We start from the raw sequence: 14201 nt of genomic DNA, 5'->3' as shown, positions 1-14201 counted from the left end.
AGCTTTGTCAGCCGTGCGGCACCAGGACCTGGCGCACGGTGGCGACCTCCTGCAGGCGATCGAAGCCTTCGTTCAGCTCTGCGAATCCGACGCGCTGGCTCACCATGCGGTCGACCGGCAGCCGTCCCTGCTGGTAGAGCGAGATGAAGCGCGGGATGTCGCGCACCGGCACGCAGCTTCCCATGTAGCTGCCCTTGATGGTCTTCTCCTCGCTCACCAGCAGGCTCTGCTTGAAGGAGAAGTCCGCGGTGATCGGCGACAGGCCGGCCGAGACGGTCGTGCCACCCCACCGGGTCGCGAGATAGGCCGTCTCCATCGCCTTGATCGTGCCGGCGAAATCGAAGGCGTAGTCCACGCCGCCGCCCGTGAGGTCGCGCACCTGCTGCACATGGTCGGCGTCCCTGGCGTTCACCGTGTCGGTGGCGCCGAGCTGGCGGGCAAGGCCGAGCTTCTCGTCGGAGAGATCGATGGCGACGATCTTGCCGGCGCCGGCGAGGACGGCGCCCAGCAATCCGCTCAGGCCGACGCCGCCCAGACCCACGACCGCGACCGAGCTGCCCGGCTGGATCTGCGCGGTATTGACCACGGCGCCGACGCCGGTCACCACGGCGCAGCCGAACAGCGCGGCGAGGTCGAGCGGCAGGCTGCTGTCGATCACCACCACCGAGCCGCGATCGACGACGGCGTATTCGGCAAAGCAGGAGACCCCGGACTGGTGGTTCACCGGCTTGCCGTCGAGATGGAGCCGATGGTGGCCCGACAGGAGCTGTCCGGCGGCGCGCGGCGTGATCGCGCGCTCGCAGATATAGGGCCGGCCCTCGAGACAGCGCCGGCAGCGGCCGCAGCTCACGTTGAAGGTGAAGCAGATATGGTCGCCCGCCTTGACGTCGTGCACGCCCGCGCCGACCTCAACGATCTCGCCGGAGCCCTCGTGGCCGAGCACGATCGGCGTCGGCCGCGGGCGGTCGCCGTTGACCATCGACAGATCCGAGTGGCAGAGCCCGGCGCCGCCCACCTTCACCAGCACCTCGCCCTCGCCGGGCGGATCGAGATCGACCTCGAGCACCTCGATGGGCTTGCTCCTGGCGAACGGACGCGGGGCGCCGCAGCGGGTGAGGACGGCAGCTTTCATCTTCATCAGGCGATCCCTCCATCGACGCGCACGACCGATCCGGTGGTGAAGCTCGATCTCGGCGAGGCGAGATAGAGCGCGGCCGTGACGATCTCCTCCGGCCGGCCGCTGCGTTTCAGAGCCGCCGTGCTGTTGAGCTTGTGCTCCTCGCTCCACGCCTTCGACACGTCGGTCAGGAAGCGTCCGGGCGAGATGGTGTTCACCCGTACCTTCGGTCCATATTCGAAGGCGAAGGCCTCGGTGATGGCGTTGAGCGCCGCCTTGGCGCCGGCGTAGGGCGCGATCTGCGGTCGCGGGCGCAGGGCGCCGGCGCTCGAGATGTTGATGATCGACCCGCCCTCGCCCGCCGCCATGCGGCTGCCGACCAGGGACATGAGGCGGAACGGCCCCTTGAAATTCAGCGACACGATGCGGTCGAAGAGCTGCTCGGGCGTTTCCAGCGACGACGGCGCGAGCGGCGAGGAGCCGGCATTGTTCACCAGGATATCGACCTTGCCGAACGCGGCGTAGGCCGCGTCGACGAGACCGTCCAGTTCCTGCCAGTTGGCGACGTTGCAGGCATGGGCCACGGCGCGCCGGCCGAGGGCCTTCACCTCAGCGGCGACCTTCTCGCAGGCCTCGAGCTTGCGGCTGGTGACGAACACATCGGCCCCGTGCCGGGCGAACGCCTTGACCATCTGGTAGCCCAGTCCGCGGCTGCCGCCGGTCACCAATGCCACCTTGCCCGTAAGATCGAACAGATTTTCCATCGCCACACTCAAGACGTTTGCTGCCGACCTGTCACGATTTAAGTTCCTCGAGCGTCTTGAGGAGCGGAACGATAGCGATGGCGCCGGCGCGATCGTTCCGCCCCCTACCCATAAATCGCGGAGCGCGCTATATAGGCCACGGTTGCGCAGGTGTTGGACTTCATACGGGTGTTGCCATGGCGAAGCCTGTCCCCGACAAGCTCAATCCTGGACATGATGCTGCCGTACGCCGGATGCTGGTGCACGACGCCCTCAGTCAGCAATCCAGTTCCAATGGCGCCGCCGAGGAAGCCTCCGAAGGAAAGCGTCCGCCAGGCTTCCCCCGGCCTGCGGTCAGCGATCGGGCGTCTTCGAAGCAAAGCCTGAGGCGCTGACCCTCCTGTCCTGCCGATCGCGGACCGTCAGGACAGGAAGGCCTTCGTCCAGCCCGCATAGTCCGCATCGCGCGTGACGCGCTTCATGAGCTCGACGTCGGCGATGCCCGCGAGCTTCGCCGGGGATGTGCCCTCGCGCAAGGCCTTCAAGGTATCGTGCACGGCCTTCACCGCCGCTGCGAAGGGCTGATGCCCCTGCAGCGCGACGCGCACGCGGCGCGCCGCCAGATAGGAAGGATCGGCGAGCTCGCCGGAGGCGCTGCCCAGGACGAGCGGCAAGGTCGTGGCCGACGAGATCGCGTCGAGCTCGGCCCGCGTGCGCAGACCGACGAAGAACAGTGCATCGACGCCAGCCTGCTCATAGGCCTTGCCGCGCGCGATGGCGTCGTCCAGCCCGTTGATCTGGACGGCGCTCGTGCGGCCGGCGATGCAGAGCGTCGGATCCTGACGGCCAGCCAGCGCCGCCTTCATCTTGCCCACGCCTTCCGCGAGGCTGACCAGCCGCGGTCTTGTCGCACCGAAGGGCTGCGGCAGCTCCGTGTCCTCGATGCTGAGAGCCGAGACGCCGGCGGTCTCCAGCTCCTCGACCGTGCGCTTCACGCCGAGCGCATTGCCGTAGCCGTGATCGGCGTCGACGAGAAGCGGCAGGTTGCCGGCGCGATTGATGCGATAGGCCTGGCTTGCGAATTCCGACAGCGTCAGCACGATCAGATCGGGCGCGCCCAGCACCGCCATGGAGGCAACCGAGCCGGCGAACATGCCGATCTCGAAGCCGAGATCCTCGGCAATCCGCGCGGAGATCGCGTCATGGACCGAAGCCGGATGGATGCAGCGTTCTGCAGCGAGAACAGCACGGAAGCGTTTGCGGCGGTCGGTCCAGTGCATGATGGCTCCTCGAGATTCCACCTGTTCTTCCTAGCAAGGCCGTCGATGCAATGCAGCGCTGCGTTTCGATCAGCAAACGCAGCCCGTGCAGATACTTCCGTGACCGATAGTGAAAGCGTAGCGTCTGCGGCACTGGCGGCACGGCAGCGCCCCGTCCGCCTTCAAACTCGATAAGCGCACGGAGGGGATGCCACAATGTTCGAGGCTCTCGATCGGCAAGACAGACTGACAGTCAATCAAAAGAAGATCCTGGCCGCCGCGATCATCGGCGACGCCCTGGAGTTCTTCGACTACTTCCTGATCGCCTTTGTGCTGGCCTTCCTGATCGGGCCCTGGAAGCTCACCTTCGGCCAGTCGGCGATCGTGCTGATGAGCTCGGGCATCGGCGCCATCATCGGCGCCTATGGCTGGGGCTGGCTGGCCGACCGCATCGGCCGGCGCAAGGTATTCATCGGCACGGTGCTGAACTTCTCGATCGCGACCGGCTTGCTCTACTTCACGCCCGACAACGGCTGGGTCTACCTCGCCGTCATGCGCTTCTTCGTCGGCCTGGGCGTCGGCGGACTCTATTGCGTCGATCTTCCGCTGGTGCAGGAGTTCATGCCGACCTCCAAGCGCGGCTGGATTGGCGGCCTCGTCACCTGCATCATCCCGATCGGCGTCGGGCTCGGATCGATCCTCGGGGCCTTCCTGGGCGCGGCGCAGTGGCGTCTGCTCTTTGCGATCGGTGTGCTGCCGGCCCTGGTGGTGCTGCTGGTGCGCCTGTGGGTGCCGGAGTCGCCGCGCTGGCTGGCGCGCCAGGGCCGTGTCGACGAGGCCCGCAAGTCGCTGGCCTGGGCGCTGCAGGTCGATCCCGGGACCCTGCCTGCGCCCACGCCGGACGAAGTCCGGGTCGTGAAGACCAACTGGTTCGATCTCTTCAGCTACCCGCGCAGCCTGCTCGTCTCGTGGCTCGGCAATGCCGGAGCGCAGACCGGCGTCTATGGCATCGCCCTCTGGGCGCCGGCGCTGTTCGTGTTGCTCCTGAAGGTAACGCCGCAGGAAGCCTCCAAGATGATGCTCCTGCTGACCGTGGTCGGCTTCCTGGGCCGCGTGTCGTTCTCCTGGCTGTCGGAACGCATCGGGCGGCGCAACTGCGGCGGCCTGCTGGGCTTCGGCGCCGGCGTCCTGATCATTCTCGCGGGCTACAATCACGATGCCGTCTTGTTCGGCATCTCGGCCTTCTGGCTGATCCTGGCGGCGGCGATGTTCTTCGCCGATGGCGGCTTCGCCATCGTCGGCCCCTACGGCGCCGAGATCTGGCCCTCGCACCTCAAGACCAGCGGCATGGGCTCGGCCTATGGCTTCGGCGGCATCGGCAAGATCCTGGGCCCGGTAGGACTGGCGCTGATCGTGGGCTCGAACAACTATCTCAAGCCCGACGTGCCGCTGCCGCAGATCCCGACGGCCTTCCTGTATCTCGGCTGCTGGTTCCTGATGGCCGGTGTGGTCTATTATTTCTTCGGCATCGAGACCCGGGGCAAGTCGAACGAGCAGATTGACCGCGAGCTGATGGGTACGACCGCCCGCCCCAAGCCTGCATTCGGAGAGGACTGACTTGGACACGTTCATTCCGACTTCCGCCGACCTCGCTGGCGACCAGGCCGTGATCTCACGGGCCGAGGCGCTTCGCCCGGCGGTCGAAGCCGCGGCGAGCGAGATCGAGGAGACACGACGTTTGCCGCCGGCCCTGCTCGACAAGCTGCACGAGGCGCGGCTGTTCCGTCTGCTGCTGCCGCGCGCCTGCAACGGTATCGAGACCGATCCTGTTACCTTCTTCCACGTGATCGAGGCCATTGCCCGCAGCGACGCCTCGACCGCCTGGTGCCTGAGCCAGGCCGGCGGCTGCGCCATGGCCGCCGCCTATCTCGACCTGCCGGTCGCGCAGGCGATCTTCGGCAACGACCCCAGGGCGGTGCTTGCCTGGGGTCCCGGGCCGCGCGTCAAAGCGGTCGAGTGCGAGGGAGGTTACAAGGTGACCGGCGTCTGGGCTTTCGCCTCGGGCGGACGGCACGCCACCTGGCTCGGCGCCCATTGTCCGATCTACAAGGCCGACGGCACGCCTCGGCGCGACGCGGCAGGCCGACAGGTCGAGCGCACCATGCTGGTCCGCACCGAGGACGTGCAATGGACCGACATCTGGAACGTGGTGGGCCTGCGCGGCACGGCGAGCGACCAGTTCGCGCTCGACGACCACTTCGTGCGCGCCGACCATTCGATCACGCGCGACTTCGAGAAGGAATGCCGCGAGTCCGGCCCGCTCTACCGGATGTCAGCCTCGACCTGCTATCAGGTGGGTTTCGCCGGCGTCGCCCTCGGCATCGCGCGCGGTGCGCTCGACAACTTCGTCGATGTGGCGCGCAACAAGGTCCCGCGCGGCCAGAAAAGCCCGATCCGCGACAACGCGGTGGTCCAGACCAATCTCGCGCAGGCCGAGATCAATATCCGCGCGGCGCGCGCCTATCTGCTGCAGTCGATGGCGGTGATCTGGAAGGATCTGTCGGCGGGCAACACGATCACCGTCGAGCAGCGCATCACCATTCGCGGCGCCTCGACCAACGCCATCCACAAGGGGCGCGAGGCGGTCGACTTCGCCTACAATGCCGCGGGCGCCACGGCGATCTTCGAGAACCATCCGCTGGAACGGCGCTTTCGCGACATCCATACCGTGACCCAGCAGCTCCAGGGCCGGCTCAGCCATTTCGAGACCGTCGGCGCCTGGATGATGGGCCTCGATCCCGATCTCACTTTCGTCTAGGGAGCGAACGATGCCGCTTGGCGCCTTGCAGCATTACACGATCGAGCCTTCGAACCTCGAGGCCACCAAGGACTTCTATTGCGACGTGCTGGGGCTGGAGAACGGCGACCGTCCGCCGCTCGGCTTCCCGGGATATTGGCTCTATTCCGGAGGCGTCGCCACTGTGCATCTGCTGGGCGATCGCCAGCCGCGCGAGGGCATCGTCGTGCGCGGCACGAAAAAGAAGTTCAAGGACACCGGCCGCTTCGACCACATCGCCTTTGCCGCGACCGACCTCGAGGGCGTGCGCAACCGGCTCAAGGCCAAGAACGTCAAGTTCCGCGAGCAGATCGTGCCCCGGACCGGCGCCGCACAGATCTTCCTCTACGATCCCGACGGCATCGGCGTGGAGCTGAACTTCCCCGCGCCGTGAGTGCAGGAGCTTGATTGGGTGAGGCGATGTGATCGTTTCCTTCGAAATCCAGAAGATCGAACCGCTCGCCGAAGGGGCTGCATTTGCCGAAGCCGGCGCTTACGAGCGTGTGATCGGCATCGCCCGCGGCGAGGTCGATCCCGACAATCCGGCCAACAAGACGATCGCGCTTCTCGACAAGGCGCCGCGCAATGCGCGGGGCAGGGTCGAGTATTCGACCGACATCTTCATCCTGCGGCCAAAGGATCCCGCGAAGGGCAACGGGCGCATCCTCTACGAGGTCACCAATCGCGGCCGCAAGATGCTGTTCGCCAACATCGCCGACGGCCCGCAAGGCATCAACGATCCCAGGACCACGGCCGATCTCGGCAATGGCTTTCCGCTGCGGCGCGGCCATACCCTCGTCTGGTCCGGCTGGGACCCCGACGCGCCGCGCACCAATATGGGCCTCGCCCTGACGGCGCCGATCGCTACCGACAAGGGCCAGCCGATCGTGCAGCGCGTGCGCGAGGAATACGTCTCGGGCACGCGCGTCGGCGTGCTGGAAGCGTTCAAGCTTTCCCACGAGGCGGCGACGCTGGATCAGTCGCGCGCGCGTTTGACGGTACGCGAGCGGGCCTCGGACCCGCCCGAAGAGCTGCCGATCGGCGAGTGGATGTTCCTCGATGGCCGCACGATCAGGCTGCGCGAAGGCCTAAAGGCCAAGCCGGGCTTCCTGTATGAGTTCCATTACGAGGCGCGGAATCCCAGGGTGCAGGGGCTCGGCTTCGCCGCCACGCGCGATGTCGTCAGCTACCTGAAATACGAGCCGGCGGCGGCCAGGGCGACCGGCCGACCGATCAGCCATGCGATCGCCATCGGCTTCTCCCAGGCCGGCCGCTATCTGCGCCATCACATCGGCGCAGGTTTCAATCGTGACGAGCAGGGCCGCAAGGTCTTCGACGGCGTCCATACCCATACCGCCGGCGCCGGCCGCATTTTCTTCAACGTGCCGTTCGGCCAGCCGGCGCGTACCAGCACCCAGCACGAGGATCACGGTTTTCCCGAGGCCTGGTTCCCCTTCTCGACCGCGACGCTGGAGGATCCCCTGACCGGCGCCAAGGGAGCGCTGCTGCGGGGCGACGGCAGCGATCCCAAGCTGATGGAGACCAACACCTCGACCGAGTACTGGCAGAAGGGCGCCTCGCTGCTCACCACCGACCCGCTCGGCATGAAGGATGTCGCCCTGCCCGAGAACTCGCGCGTCTACATGATCGCGGGAACCCAGCATGGCGGCCGTGCCGGCGCCACCACCGACCCCGGGCCCAACGTCAATCCACGCAATCCGCACAGCCCGATGCCGGCCCTGCGAGCGCTGCTCGTCGCCCTGGACGAGTGGGTGGTGTCCGGCAAGGCGCCGCCGCCGAGCTCGGTGCCCACGCTTCAGGACGGCACGCTGGTCGAACCCGACAAGACGGGCTTTCCACCGCTTCCGGGCGCGGCCATCGTCACCGTCACCAACGAGGTCGCGCCGCCCGGCGACTGGGTCGATCCCCGCCCGGCCGAGCGCGCCTATCGCACGCTGGTTTGCCGCGTCGACGGCGACGGCAACGAGATGGCAGGCGTTCGCCTGCCCGACATAGCGGTGCCGCTCGCGGCCTATACCGGCTGGAACGAGTACAAGGCACCTTACCCGCGCGGCGAGCTCGCCGACCGCGACGGCAGCTGTTTTGCCTTCCCGGCCGACAAGATCGCGGCACGCTACAAGAACCGCGGAGACTACGTCGCCCGGGTGAAGGCGACCGTGGACCAACTGGTGAAGGACCGGCTGCTCCTGCAGGAGGATGCCGATCGCTACCTCGAAAGGGCGCGCGCCGAGACGCGCGTGAAGGAATGATGGCCAGGCTCGATCGCGACGGCGTGAAGATCCACTACGAGATCCATGGCCGAGGGCCCACGATCCTGCTGAGCCACGGCTACAGCTCCACGAGCCGCATGTGGGACGGCCAGGTCGCGGCGCTGAAGGACCGCTATCAGGTGATCGTCTGGGACATGCGCGGCCATGGCGAAAGCGACTACCCCGACGACCAAAGCCGCTACTCCGAAGCGCTGACGGTCGGCGACATGCTGGCCCTGCTCGACAAGGCAGGCGCGGGCAAGGCGATCGTCGCTGGCCTGTCGCTGGGCGGCTACATGTCGCTCGCCTTCCATGCCAGCCATCCCGAGCGCGTGCGCGCTTTGATGCTGTTCGACACGGGACCGGGTTTCAAGAACGACGAGGCGCGCGCCAAATGGAACGAGACGGCGCACAAGCGCGCCGAAGCCTTCGACGCCGAGGGGCTCGCCGCGCTCAATGCCAGCGACGAGGTCAAGCTCACGAGGCATCGCGACGCAACGGGCCTTGCGCGGGCCGCGCGCGGCATGCTGGCCCAGCAGAACGACCGGGTGATCCGCTCGCTCGACACTATCGCCGTGCCGACGCTGGTGCTGGTCGGCGCCAACGACACCAACTTCCTCGCCGCCACCGACTACATGGCGGCCAAGATCAGAGGATCGACCAAGGCGGTCGTTCCCGATGCGGGCCATGCCGCCAATCTGCATCAGCCCGCGCGTTTCAATCAGGCGGTCGAGGCGTTCCTCGCCACGCTGCCGGCAGCCTAGGGAGTGCAGCATATGGGCAAGCGGATTGCGGTCGTCGGGGTCGGCGCGTTGGGCGGCTATGTCGGCGGCTACCTCGCCAGGACCGGCGAAGATGTCACCCTGATCGACTTCTGGCCGGAGAATATCGAGACCATCCGCAGCCGCGGCCTGGAGCTCGACGGCGTCACGCCGGAGGAAAAGTTCACGGTCAAGAACGCCAAGACCATGCATCTCACCGAGATGCAGGAGCTCGCGCGCCAGAAGCCCATCGACATCGCCTTCGTGGCGATGAAGTCCTACGACACCGAATGGGCCACGGCCCTCGTCAAGCAGTATCTGGCGCCGGACGGCTATGTCGTGTCGCTGCAGAACTGCCTCAACGAGGAGCGCATCGCGGGCGTCGTCGGCTGGGGCAAGACGGTCGGCATGGTGGCGTCGTTGATCTCGGTCGACATGTACGAGCCGGCCCGCATCCGCCGCACCGTCGCCAAGGGGGGCGGCAAGCACACGGTGTTCCGTGTCGGCGAGGTGCACGGCCGCATCACCAAGCGCGTCGAGGAGCTGCATGAGATGGTGAGCCGCATCGACAGTGCCAAGACCACGACCAACCTCTGGGGCGAGCGTTGGTCCAAGCTCTGCCAGAACGGCATGAAGAACGGCGTATCGGCCGCGACCGGCCTTACCGGCACCGACTGCGATCGCAACGACGCGATCCGCCGCTTCGCCATCAAGCTGGGCGGCGAGGCCGTGCGGGTGGGCCAGGCGCTGGGCTATCACATCGAGAAGATCGGCAAGATGGAGCCGGAGACGCTCGCCAAGGCGTCCGAAGGCGACAAGGCGGCGCTGGACGAGATCGAGACCATCATGCGCCCCGGCTCCAACACCAACCCGAACCCGCGCGCCGACATCCAGCGTCCCTCGATGGCGCAGGACATCCGCAAGGGCCGCCGCACCGAGATCGAGTTCATGAACGGCTACATCGCCGAGCGCGGCAACTACATCGGCGTGCCGGCCCCGACCCATGCCAAGCTCACGGAAATCGTGAAGAAGGTCGAGCGGCAGGAGGTCAAGGCCGCCCCTGCCCTCCTAGGCGGTTAAGGCAGAAGGCTGCCATTCCGCCAGCCTGCTTGCATCGGCCCCGGCTTCCGCGCCAAGTTGGGGCTATGACCGCCCCTATCTCCATCCAGCGACTGGGCTTTTTCACCCGGTTGCTGGACGAAGCCGATGCCGCCGAGCGCTATCGGCTTGCCGCCGCGCAGATCGCTCACGCCGAGCGTTGCGGCTTCGATTCCGCGTGGATCGCGCAACATCATTTCCATGAGGCCGAAGGCGGGCTGCCCGCGCCCTTCGTCTTCCTCTCGCATGTTGCCGCCCGGACGCCGCGCATCCGGCTGGGCACGGGCATCGTCACCCTGCCGCTCGAGCTGCCGATCCGCGTCGCCGAGGATGCGTCGGTGTTCGACCTGATGAACGAGGGCCGTCTCGAACTCGGCGTCGGCCCGGGCGGTAACATGACCGCTTTCGCCGCCTTCGGGCTCGACAGCGACAGGCGTCACAGCCTGTTCGACCGTCATCTCGACCTGCTGCGCACAGCCTTGGCCAACCGCCCCTTGCCGGGCGGTGACCATCTCTATCCGGCCAATCCGCCGCTGGTCGACCGAATCTGGCAGGCGACCTTTACTGTTTCGGGCGCCCGTCGGGCCGGTCTCGCGGGCGACGGGTTGATGCTCTCGCGCACCCAGCCGAGAGCGCCCGATGCACTGGGAGCCTCGCTTGCCGACATCCAGAACCCGATGATCGACGCCTATCTCGAGGCCCTGCCCAGGGGGCAGGCGCCGCGCATCCTCGCCTCGCGCACGGTGTTCGTGGCCGACGACCATGACGAGGCCATGCGGCTGGCCGAGAAGGGGCTCATGCGCATGCGCCACCGGCTCGCGGCCACGGGCGACCTTGCCTCGGGCAATCTGGTGGGTGACATCATCGCCGCCATGGACGTGCATGTCGGCACGGCCGACGAGGTGATCGCCTCGCTGCAGGCCGACGACACGCTGCGGCGTGCCACCGATCTCACGATGCAGGTCCATTCGATCGACCCGCCGCATCCCTACATCCTGCGCTCGATCGAGCTCTTCGCCGAGAAGGTGGCGCCCGCGCTCGGCTGGCTGCCTGGCCGGTCGGAAGGGGCGCGGAGAGTGGCATGAACGACGTGATCGACGGGCTGGCCGGCATTGCGCCGGGCTCGGCGCTGGACAAGGCGCGCGACAATCGGCCGGAGGCGCGCAAGCAGGCGCAGGCGAGCTACGACGCGCTGTTCGCGCCGAAGGACCCGGGCACCTTCACGCTCCAGGAACGATTCGCCGTCGCGGCTTTTGTCGCCGGACTGCACGGGCGGGAGGAGACGCGGGATTTCTACAAGGAGCAGCTCGTCCGGACCGGTGCGTCGCCGGAGCTGCAGGTCGCCGTGGCGTCGGAGGCTTTCGAGGCCAGGACACACGGCCCCTACGGCCACTATCCCGTCGGACCGCTCAGCCTCGAGAACAGCGACGGCATGGTCCACGCCGTGGGCCCGACCGCGCGACATATCCTGGGCCAACGGCTCGCGACGGCGTTCGAGCACACGCACATGCTGGTTTTCCATCCGCGCGATGCCGCCCCGGCTTCCCTGCAGGCCATGCTCGACGCCGGCTGGTCGACGACCGACGTCGTCACCCTGTCCCAGCTCGTTTCCTTCCTGGCCTTTCAGATCCGTGTCGTCGCCGGGCTCAAGGCCCTGAACGCGAGGCCTGCATGAGCGAGAAAACCCTGACGCCGCCGCCGCACACCGAACCGGCCGCCTTCACCCGCGACCAGCTCGACTGGCTGCCCTGGCTGGAGCCGGTGGCGGAAGAAACGCTGACGGCCCGCCAGAGGGAAAGCCTGGTCGATGCGGCGCGCGCGAAGTCGGCCTATTTCCGCCTGCTCGCGCGCGACCCGGACATCCTCGAGGCGCGCACGCGCACCGACAAGGATATTTTCTACAATCCGCAGGCGGGCCTTCCCCGGGCGGAGCGCGAGCTCGCCGCGGCAGCGACATCGCGGCTGAACGGCTGCATCTATTGCGCCTCCGTGCATGCCCGCCATGCCGCCGTCTACTCGAAGCGCGACGGCGATGTACAGAAGCTCCTCGACCAGGGCGTCAGAGCCGATCTCGACACGCGCTGGAACGCCATCATCGCCGCCGCGGCCGCCCTTACCGCCATTCCGATCGATTTCGGCCCGGAGCATATCGACCGGCTGCGCAGCGCGGGCCTCGACGATCTCGCCATCGTCGACGTGATCAACGCCGCCTCGTTCTTCAACTGGGCCAACCGGCTGATGCTCTCCCTCGGCGAGCCAGCGACGACCGCCGGTTAGAACGATCTCGGGAGGCCCGCATTGCGAAGGGCAACCTCGGACCGATCTCCTGAAACGTGCAACGGGCGTTGCCGCCATTCGATCAGGCCGCGAGCTTCACGCCGGCCTTGGCATCCTCCTTGACCATGTCGGCGCCCTTTTCGGCGATCATGATCGTGGGCGCGTTGGTGTTGCCCGAGGTCACCGTCGGCATGATCGAGGCATCGATCACCCGGAGGCCCGCGAGCCCGTGCACCCGCAGGCGGTCGTCCACCACCGCCATGGGATCGTGGCCCATCTTGCAGGTGCCGATGACGTGATAGGTCGTCTGGCCGTTGGCGCGTGCGAAGGACAGCCATTCGTCGTAGGTGTTGACGTCCTTGCCGGGCTTGTTCTCGAACGCGATGTATTTCGCCAGCGACGGATGGGAGACGATCCTGCGGGCGATCTGCATGCCTGCCACCGTGCAGTCCCGATCGGTCTGGGCCGAGAGGAAGTTCGGCCGGATCGCCGGTTCCGTCCCCGGCGTCGCCGACTTGATGTGGATCGAGCCGCGCGAGTCGGGCCGGCACTGGCCGATCACGACCGTCATGCCGGGTTCGCGCTCCAGGAGCCGCTTCTGCGCCGAATCGTAGCTGGCATGCGCCATGTGGAACTGCATGTCGGGCGTCTCCAGCCCCGGCCGCGTGCGCACGAAGCCGTACACGATGCCGGCGGTCCAGGTGAGGATGCCGCGTCCGGTCGCGCAATACTTGATGATCTCCTTCACCATGTTGAGGCCGCGCGTCTGGTCGTTGAGCGTGATCGGCAGCTTCACGCGCCAGTTCATGCGCGGCGCAAAATGGTCGCCGTAGTTCTCGCCGACGCCCTTGAGCTCGTGCCGCGTCTCGATGCCGAATTTCTTGAGCAGCTCGGGCTGGCCGATCCCGGAATGCTCGAGCACGCCCGGCGACTGGACCGCGCCGCAGGAAACGATCACTTCGCGCCCGCAACGCGCCTCGCGCGCCTGGCCGTGCACCGTATAGGCAACACCGACGGCGCGCTTGCCTTCCAGCACCACCTTGCTCGCCAGGGCGTCCGTCTCGATCCGCAGGTTGGGACGGTGGCGGATCGGATCGAGGAAGGCACGCGCCGCCGACCAGCGTTTGCCGTTCTTCATCGTCACCTGGTAGTAGCCGAAGCCTTCCTGGTTGCCGTTGTTGTAGTCCCTGTTCTTGGGGTAGCCGCTCGCCGCGGCGGCATCGATGAAGGCGTCGCAAAGCTCGTGGCGCTCGTACATGTCGGCGACGTTCAGCGGACCGCCCTTGCCGCGTGACGGATCGCCCTGGCCCTCGTAGTTCTCGGATTTCTTGAAGTAGGGCAGGATCTGCTCGTAGGACCAGCCGCGATTGCCGAGCTGCGCCCAGGTGTCGTAGTCGAGCGGCTGGCCGCGCACATAGAGCATGCCGTTGATCGAGCTGGAGCCGCCCAGCGTGCGGCCGCGCGGACAGGGAATGCGGCGGCCGGCAACGCCTTCCTCGGCCTCCATCTCGAAGTTCCAGTTGAACTTGTCGTGGTTCAACAGCCTGGTGAAGCCCACCGGGACATCGATCCAGATCGACTTGTCGCGCGGCCCCGCCTCCAGGAGCAGCACCTTGACGTTCGCATCCTCGGTCAGACGATTGGCCAGCACACAGCCCGCCGAGCCGCCGCCCACGATGATGTAGTCCCAATCGGCCATCGTTCCCGTTTCCTCCGTCCGTTCCTCCCGCTCGCTACGGCTGTGGTCGCTCGTGTCATCCCGAGCGAAGCGAGGGATCTTTCATGGCGCAGATGAAAGATCCCTCACTTCGTTCGGGATGACACTACCTTTTGCAACAGA

Annotated in this window: 13 protein-coding genes; 9 read left to right on the top strand and 4 right to left on the bottom strand. The window is 67.0% G+C overall.

Features of this window, described 5'->3' with window-relative positions:
• Positions 1-7 precede the first annotated feature (7 nt).
• From OJF58_RS11960 to OJF58_RS11950, 3 genes are all read right to left on the bottom strand, one after another.
• Entirely contained in the window at positions 8-1138 is a 1131-nt protein-coding gene (locus OJF58_RS11960; protein ID WP_300784551.1) for a zinc-binding dehydrogenase, read from the bottom strand.
• Positions 1138-1881 (bottom strand): SDR family oxidoreductase, encoded by a 744-nt coding sequence (locus OJF58_RS11955; RefSeq protein WP_300784550.1) that lies wholly within the window; start codon positions 1879-1881, stop codon positions 1138-1140. Before OJF58_RS11955 ends, OJF58_RS11960 begins: the two co-directional genes overlap by 1 nt.
• Positions 1882-2282: 401 nt before the next feature.
• On the bottom strand, positions 2283-3140 hold the full coding sequence (locus OJF58_RS11950) for an isocitrate lyase/PEP mutase family protein (RefSeq protein WP_300784549.1): 858 nt from the start codon (positions 3138-3140) through the stop codon (positions 2283-2285).
• Between the two features lie 195 nt (positions 3141-3335).
• On the opposite strand from OJF58_RS11950, the gene OJF58_RS11945 reads away from it, so the two are divergent.
• From OJF58_RS11945 to OJF58_RS11905, 9 genes are all read left to right on the top strand, one after another.
• Complete coding sequence (locus OJF58_RS11945; RefSeq protein WP_300784548.1) at positions 3336-4736, top strand: MFS transporter; 1401 nt, start codon at positions 3336-3338, stop codon at positions 4734-4736.
• A 1-nt stretch (position 4737) separates the two neighbouring features.
• Positions 4738-5937 (top strand): acyl-CoA dehydrogenase family protein, encoded by a 1200-nt coding sequence (locus tag OJF58_RS11940; RefSeq protein WP_300784545.1) that lies wholly within the window; start codon positions 4738-4740, stop codon positions 5935-5937.
• A gap of 10 nt (positions 5938-5947) precedes the next feature.
• Positions 5948-6349 (top strand): VOC family protein, encoded by a 402-nt coding sequence (locus OJF58_RS11935; protein WP_300784544.1) that lies wholly within the window; start codon positions 5948-5950, stop codon positions 6347-6349.
• A gap of 28 nt (positions 6350-6377) precedes the next feature.
• Positions 6378-8225, top strand: a complete 1848-nt coding sequence (locus tag OJF58_RS11930; RefSeq protein WP_300784543.1) for an alpha/beta hydrolase domain-containing protein — start codon at positions 6378-6380, stop codon at positions 8223-8225.
• Positions 8225-8989 (top strand): alpha/beta fold hydrolase, encoded by a 765-nt coding sequence (locus OJF58_RS11925; RefSeq protein WP_300784541.1) that lies wholly within the window; start codon positions 8225-8227, stop codon positions 8987-8989. The genes OJF58_RS11930 and OJF58_RS11925 overlap by 1 nt, the downstream gene beginning before the upstream one ends.
• Before the next feature lie 12 nt (positions 8990-9001).
• The gene (locus tag OJF58_RS11920; RefSeq protein WP_300784539.1) at positions 9002-10066 is read left to right on the top strand and encodes a 2-dehydropantoate 2-reductase; all 1065 of its coding nucleotides are present in this window, start codon (positions 9002-9004) and stop codon (positions 10064-10066) included.
• A gap of 65 nt (positions 10067-10131) precedes the next feature.
• On the top strand, positions 10132-11169 hold the full coding sequence (locus tag OJF58_RS11915; RefSeq protein ID WP_300784537.1) for a putative FMN-dependent luciferase-like monooxygenase: 1038 nt from the start codon (positions 10132-10134) through the stop codon (positions 11167-11169).
• Positions 11166-11759 (top strand): CMD domain protein, encoded by a 594-nt coding sequence (locus OJF58_RS11910; RefSeq protein WP_300784536.1) that lies wholly within the window; start codon positions 11166-11168, stop codon positions 11757-11759. Before OJF58_RS11915 ends, OJF58_RS11910 begins: the two co-directional genes overlap by 4 nt.
• On the top strand, positions 11756-12361 hold the full coding sequence (locus OJF58_RS11905) for an alkylhydroperoxidase domain protein (RefSeq protein ID WP_300784535.1): 606 nt from the start codon (positions 11756-11758) through the stop codon (positions 12359-12361). Before OJF58_RS11910 ends, OJF58_RS11905 begins: the two co-directional genes overlap by 4 nt.
• Positions 12362-12443: 82 nt before the next feature.
• Here OJF58_RS11905 and OJF58_RS11900 read toward each other — a convergent pair whose 3' ends face one another.
• Positions 12444-14060 carry a choline dehydrogenase gene (locus OJF58_RS11900; protein WP_300784532.1) on the bottom strand — a complete coding sequence of 539 codons (1617 nt, stop codon included), beginning with the start codon at positions 14058-14060 and terminating at the stop codon, positions 12444-12446.
• Positions 14061-14201: the final 141 nt, after the last annotated feature.

Source organism: Enhydrobacter sp., from assembly GCF_030246845.1.
Classification (GTDB): Bacteria; Pseudomonadota; Alphaproteobacteria; order Reyranellales; family Reyranellaceae; genus Reyranella.
This window is presented reverse-complemented; position numbering and strand designations above follow the sequence as displayed.

What these genes read in the sequence shown, in the direction of transcription:
- OJF58_RS11960 (WP_300784551.1), bottom strand. Translation starts at nt 1,138, where the DNA reads ATGAAGATGAAAGCTGCCGTCCTCACCCGCTGCGGCGCCCCGCGTCCG.
- OJF58_RS11955 (WP_300784550.1), bottom strand. Translation starts at nt 1,881, where the DNA reads ATGGAAAATCTGTTCGATCTTACGGGCAAGGTGGCATTGGTGACCGGC.
- OJF58_RS11950 (WP_300784549.1), bottom strand. Translation starts at nt 3,140, where the DNA reads ATGCACTGGACCGACCGCCGCAAACGCTTCCGTGCTGTTCTCGCTGCA.
- OJF58_RS11945 (WP_300784548.1), top strand. Translation starts at nt 3,336, where the DNA reads ATGTTCGAGGCTCTCGATCGGCAAGACAGACTGACAGTCAATCAAAAG.
- OJF58_RS11935 (WP_300784544.1), top strand. Translation starts at nt 5,948, where the DNA reads ATGCCGCTTGGCGCCTTGCAGCATTACACGATCGAGCCTTCGAACCTC.
- OJF58_RS11925 (WP_300784541.1), top strand. Translation starts at nt 8,225, where the DNA reads ATGGCCAGGCTCGATCGCGACGGCGTGAAGATCCACTACGAGATCCAT.
- OJF58_RS11920 (WP_300784539.1), top strand. Translation starts at nt 9,002, where the DNA reads ATGGGCAAGCGGATTGCGGTCGTCGGGGTCGGCGCGTTGGGCGGCTAT.
- OJF58_RS11915 (WP_300784537.1), top strand. Translation starts at nt 10,132, where the DNA reads ATGACCGCCCCTATCTCCATCCAGCGACTGGGCTTTTTCACCCGGTTG.
- OJF58_RS11910 (WP_300784536.1), top strand. Translation starts at nt 11,166, where the DNA reads ATGAACGACGTGATCGACGGGCTGGCCGGCATTGCGCCGGGCTCGGCG.
- OJF58_RS11905 (WP_300784535.1), top strand. Translation starts at nt 11,756, where the DNA reads ATGAGCGAGAAAACCCTGACGCCGCCGCCGCACACCGAACCGGCCGCC.
- OJF58_RS11900 (WP_300784532.1), bottom strand. Translation starts at nt 14,060, where the DNA reads ATGGCCGATTGGGACTACATCATCGTGGGCGGCGGCTCGGCGGGCTGT.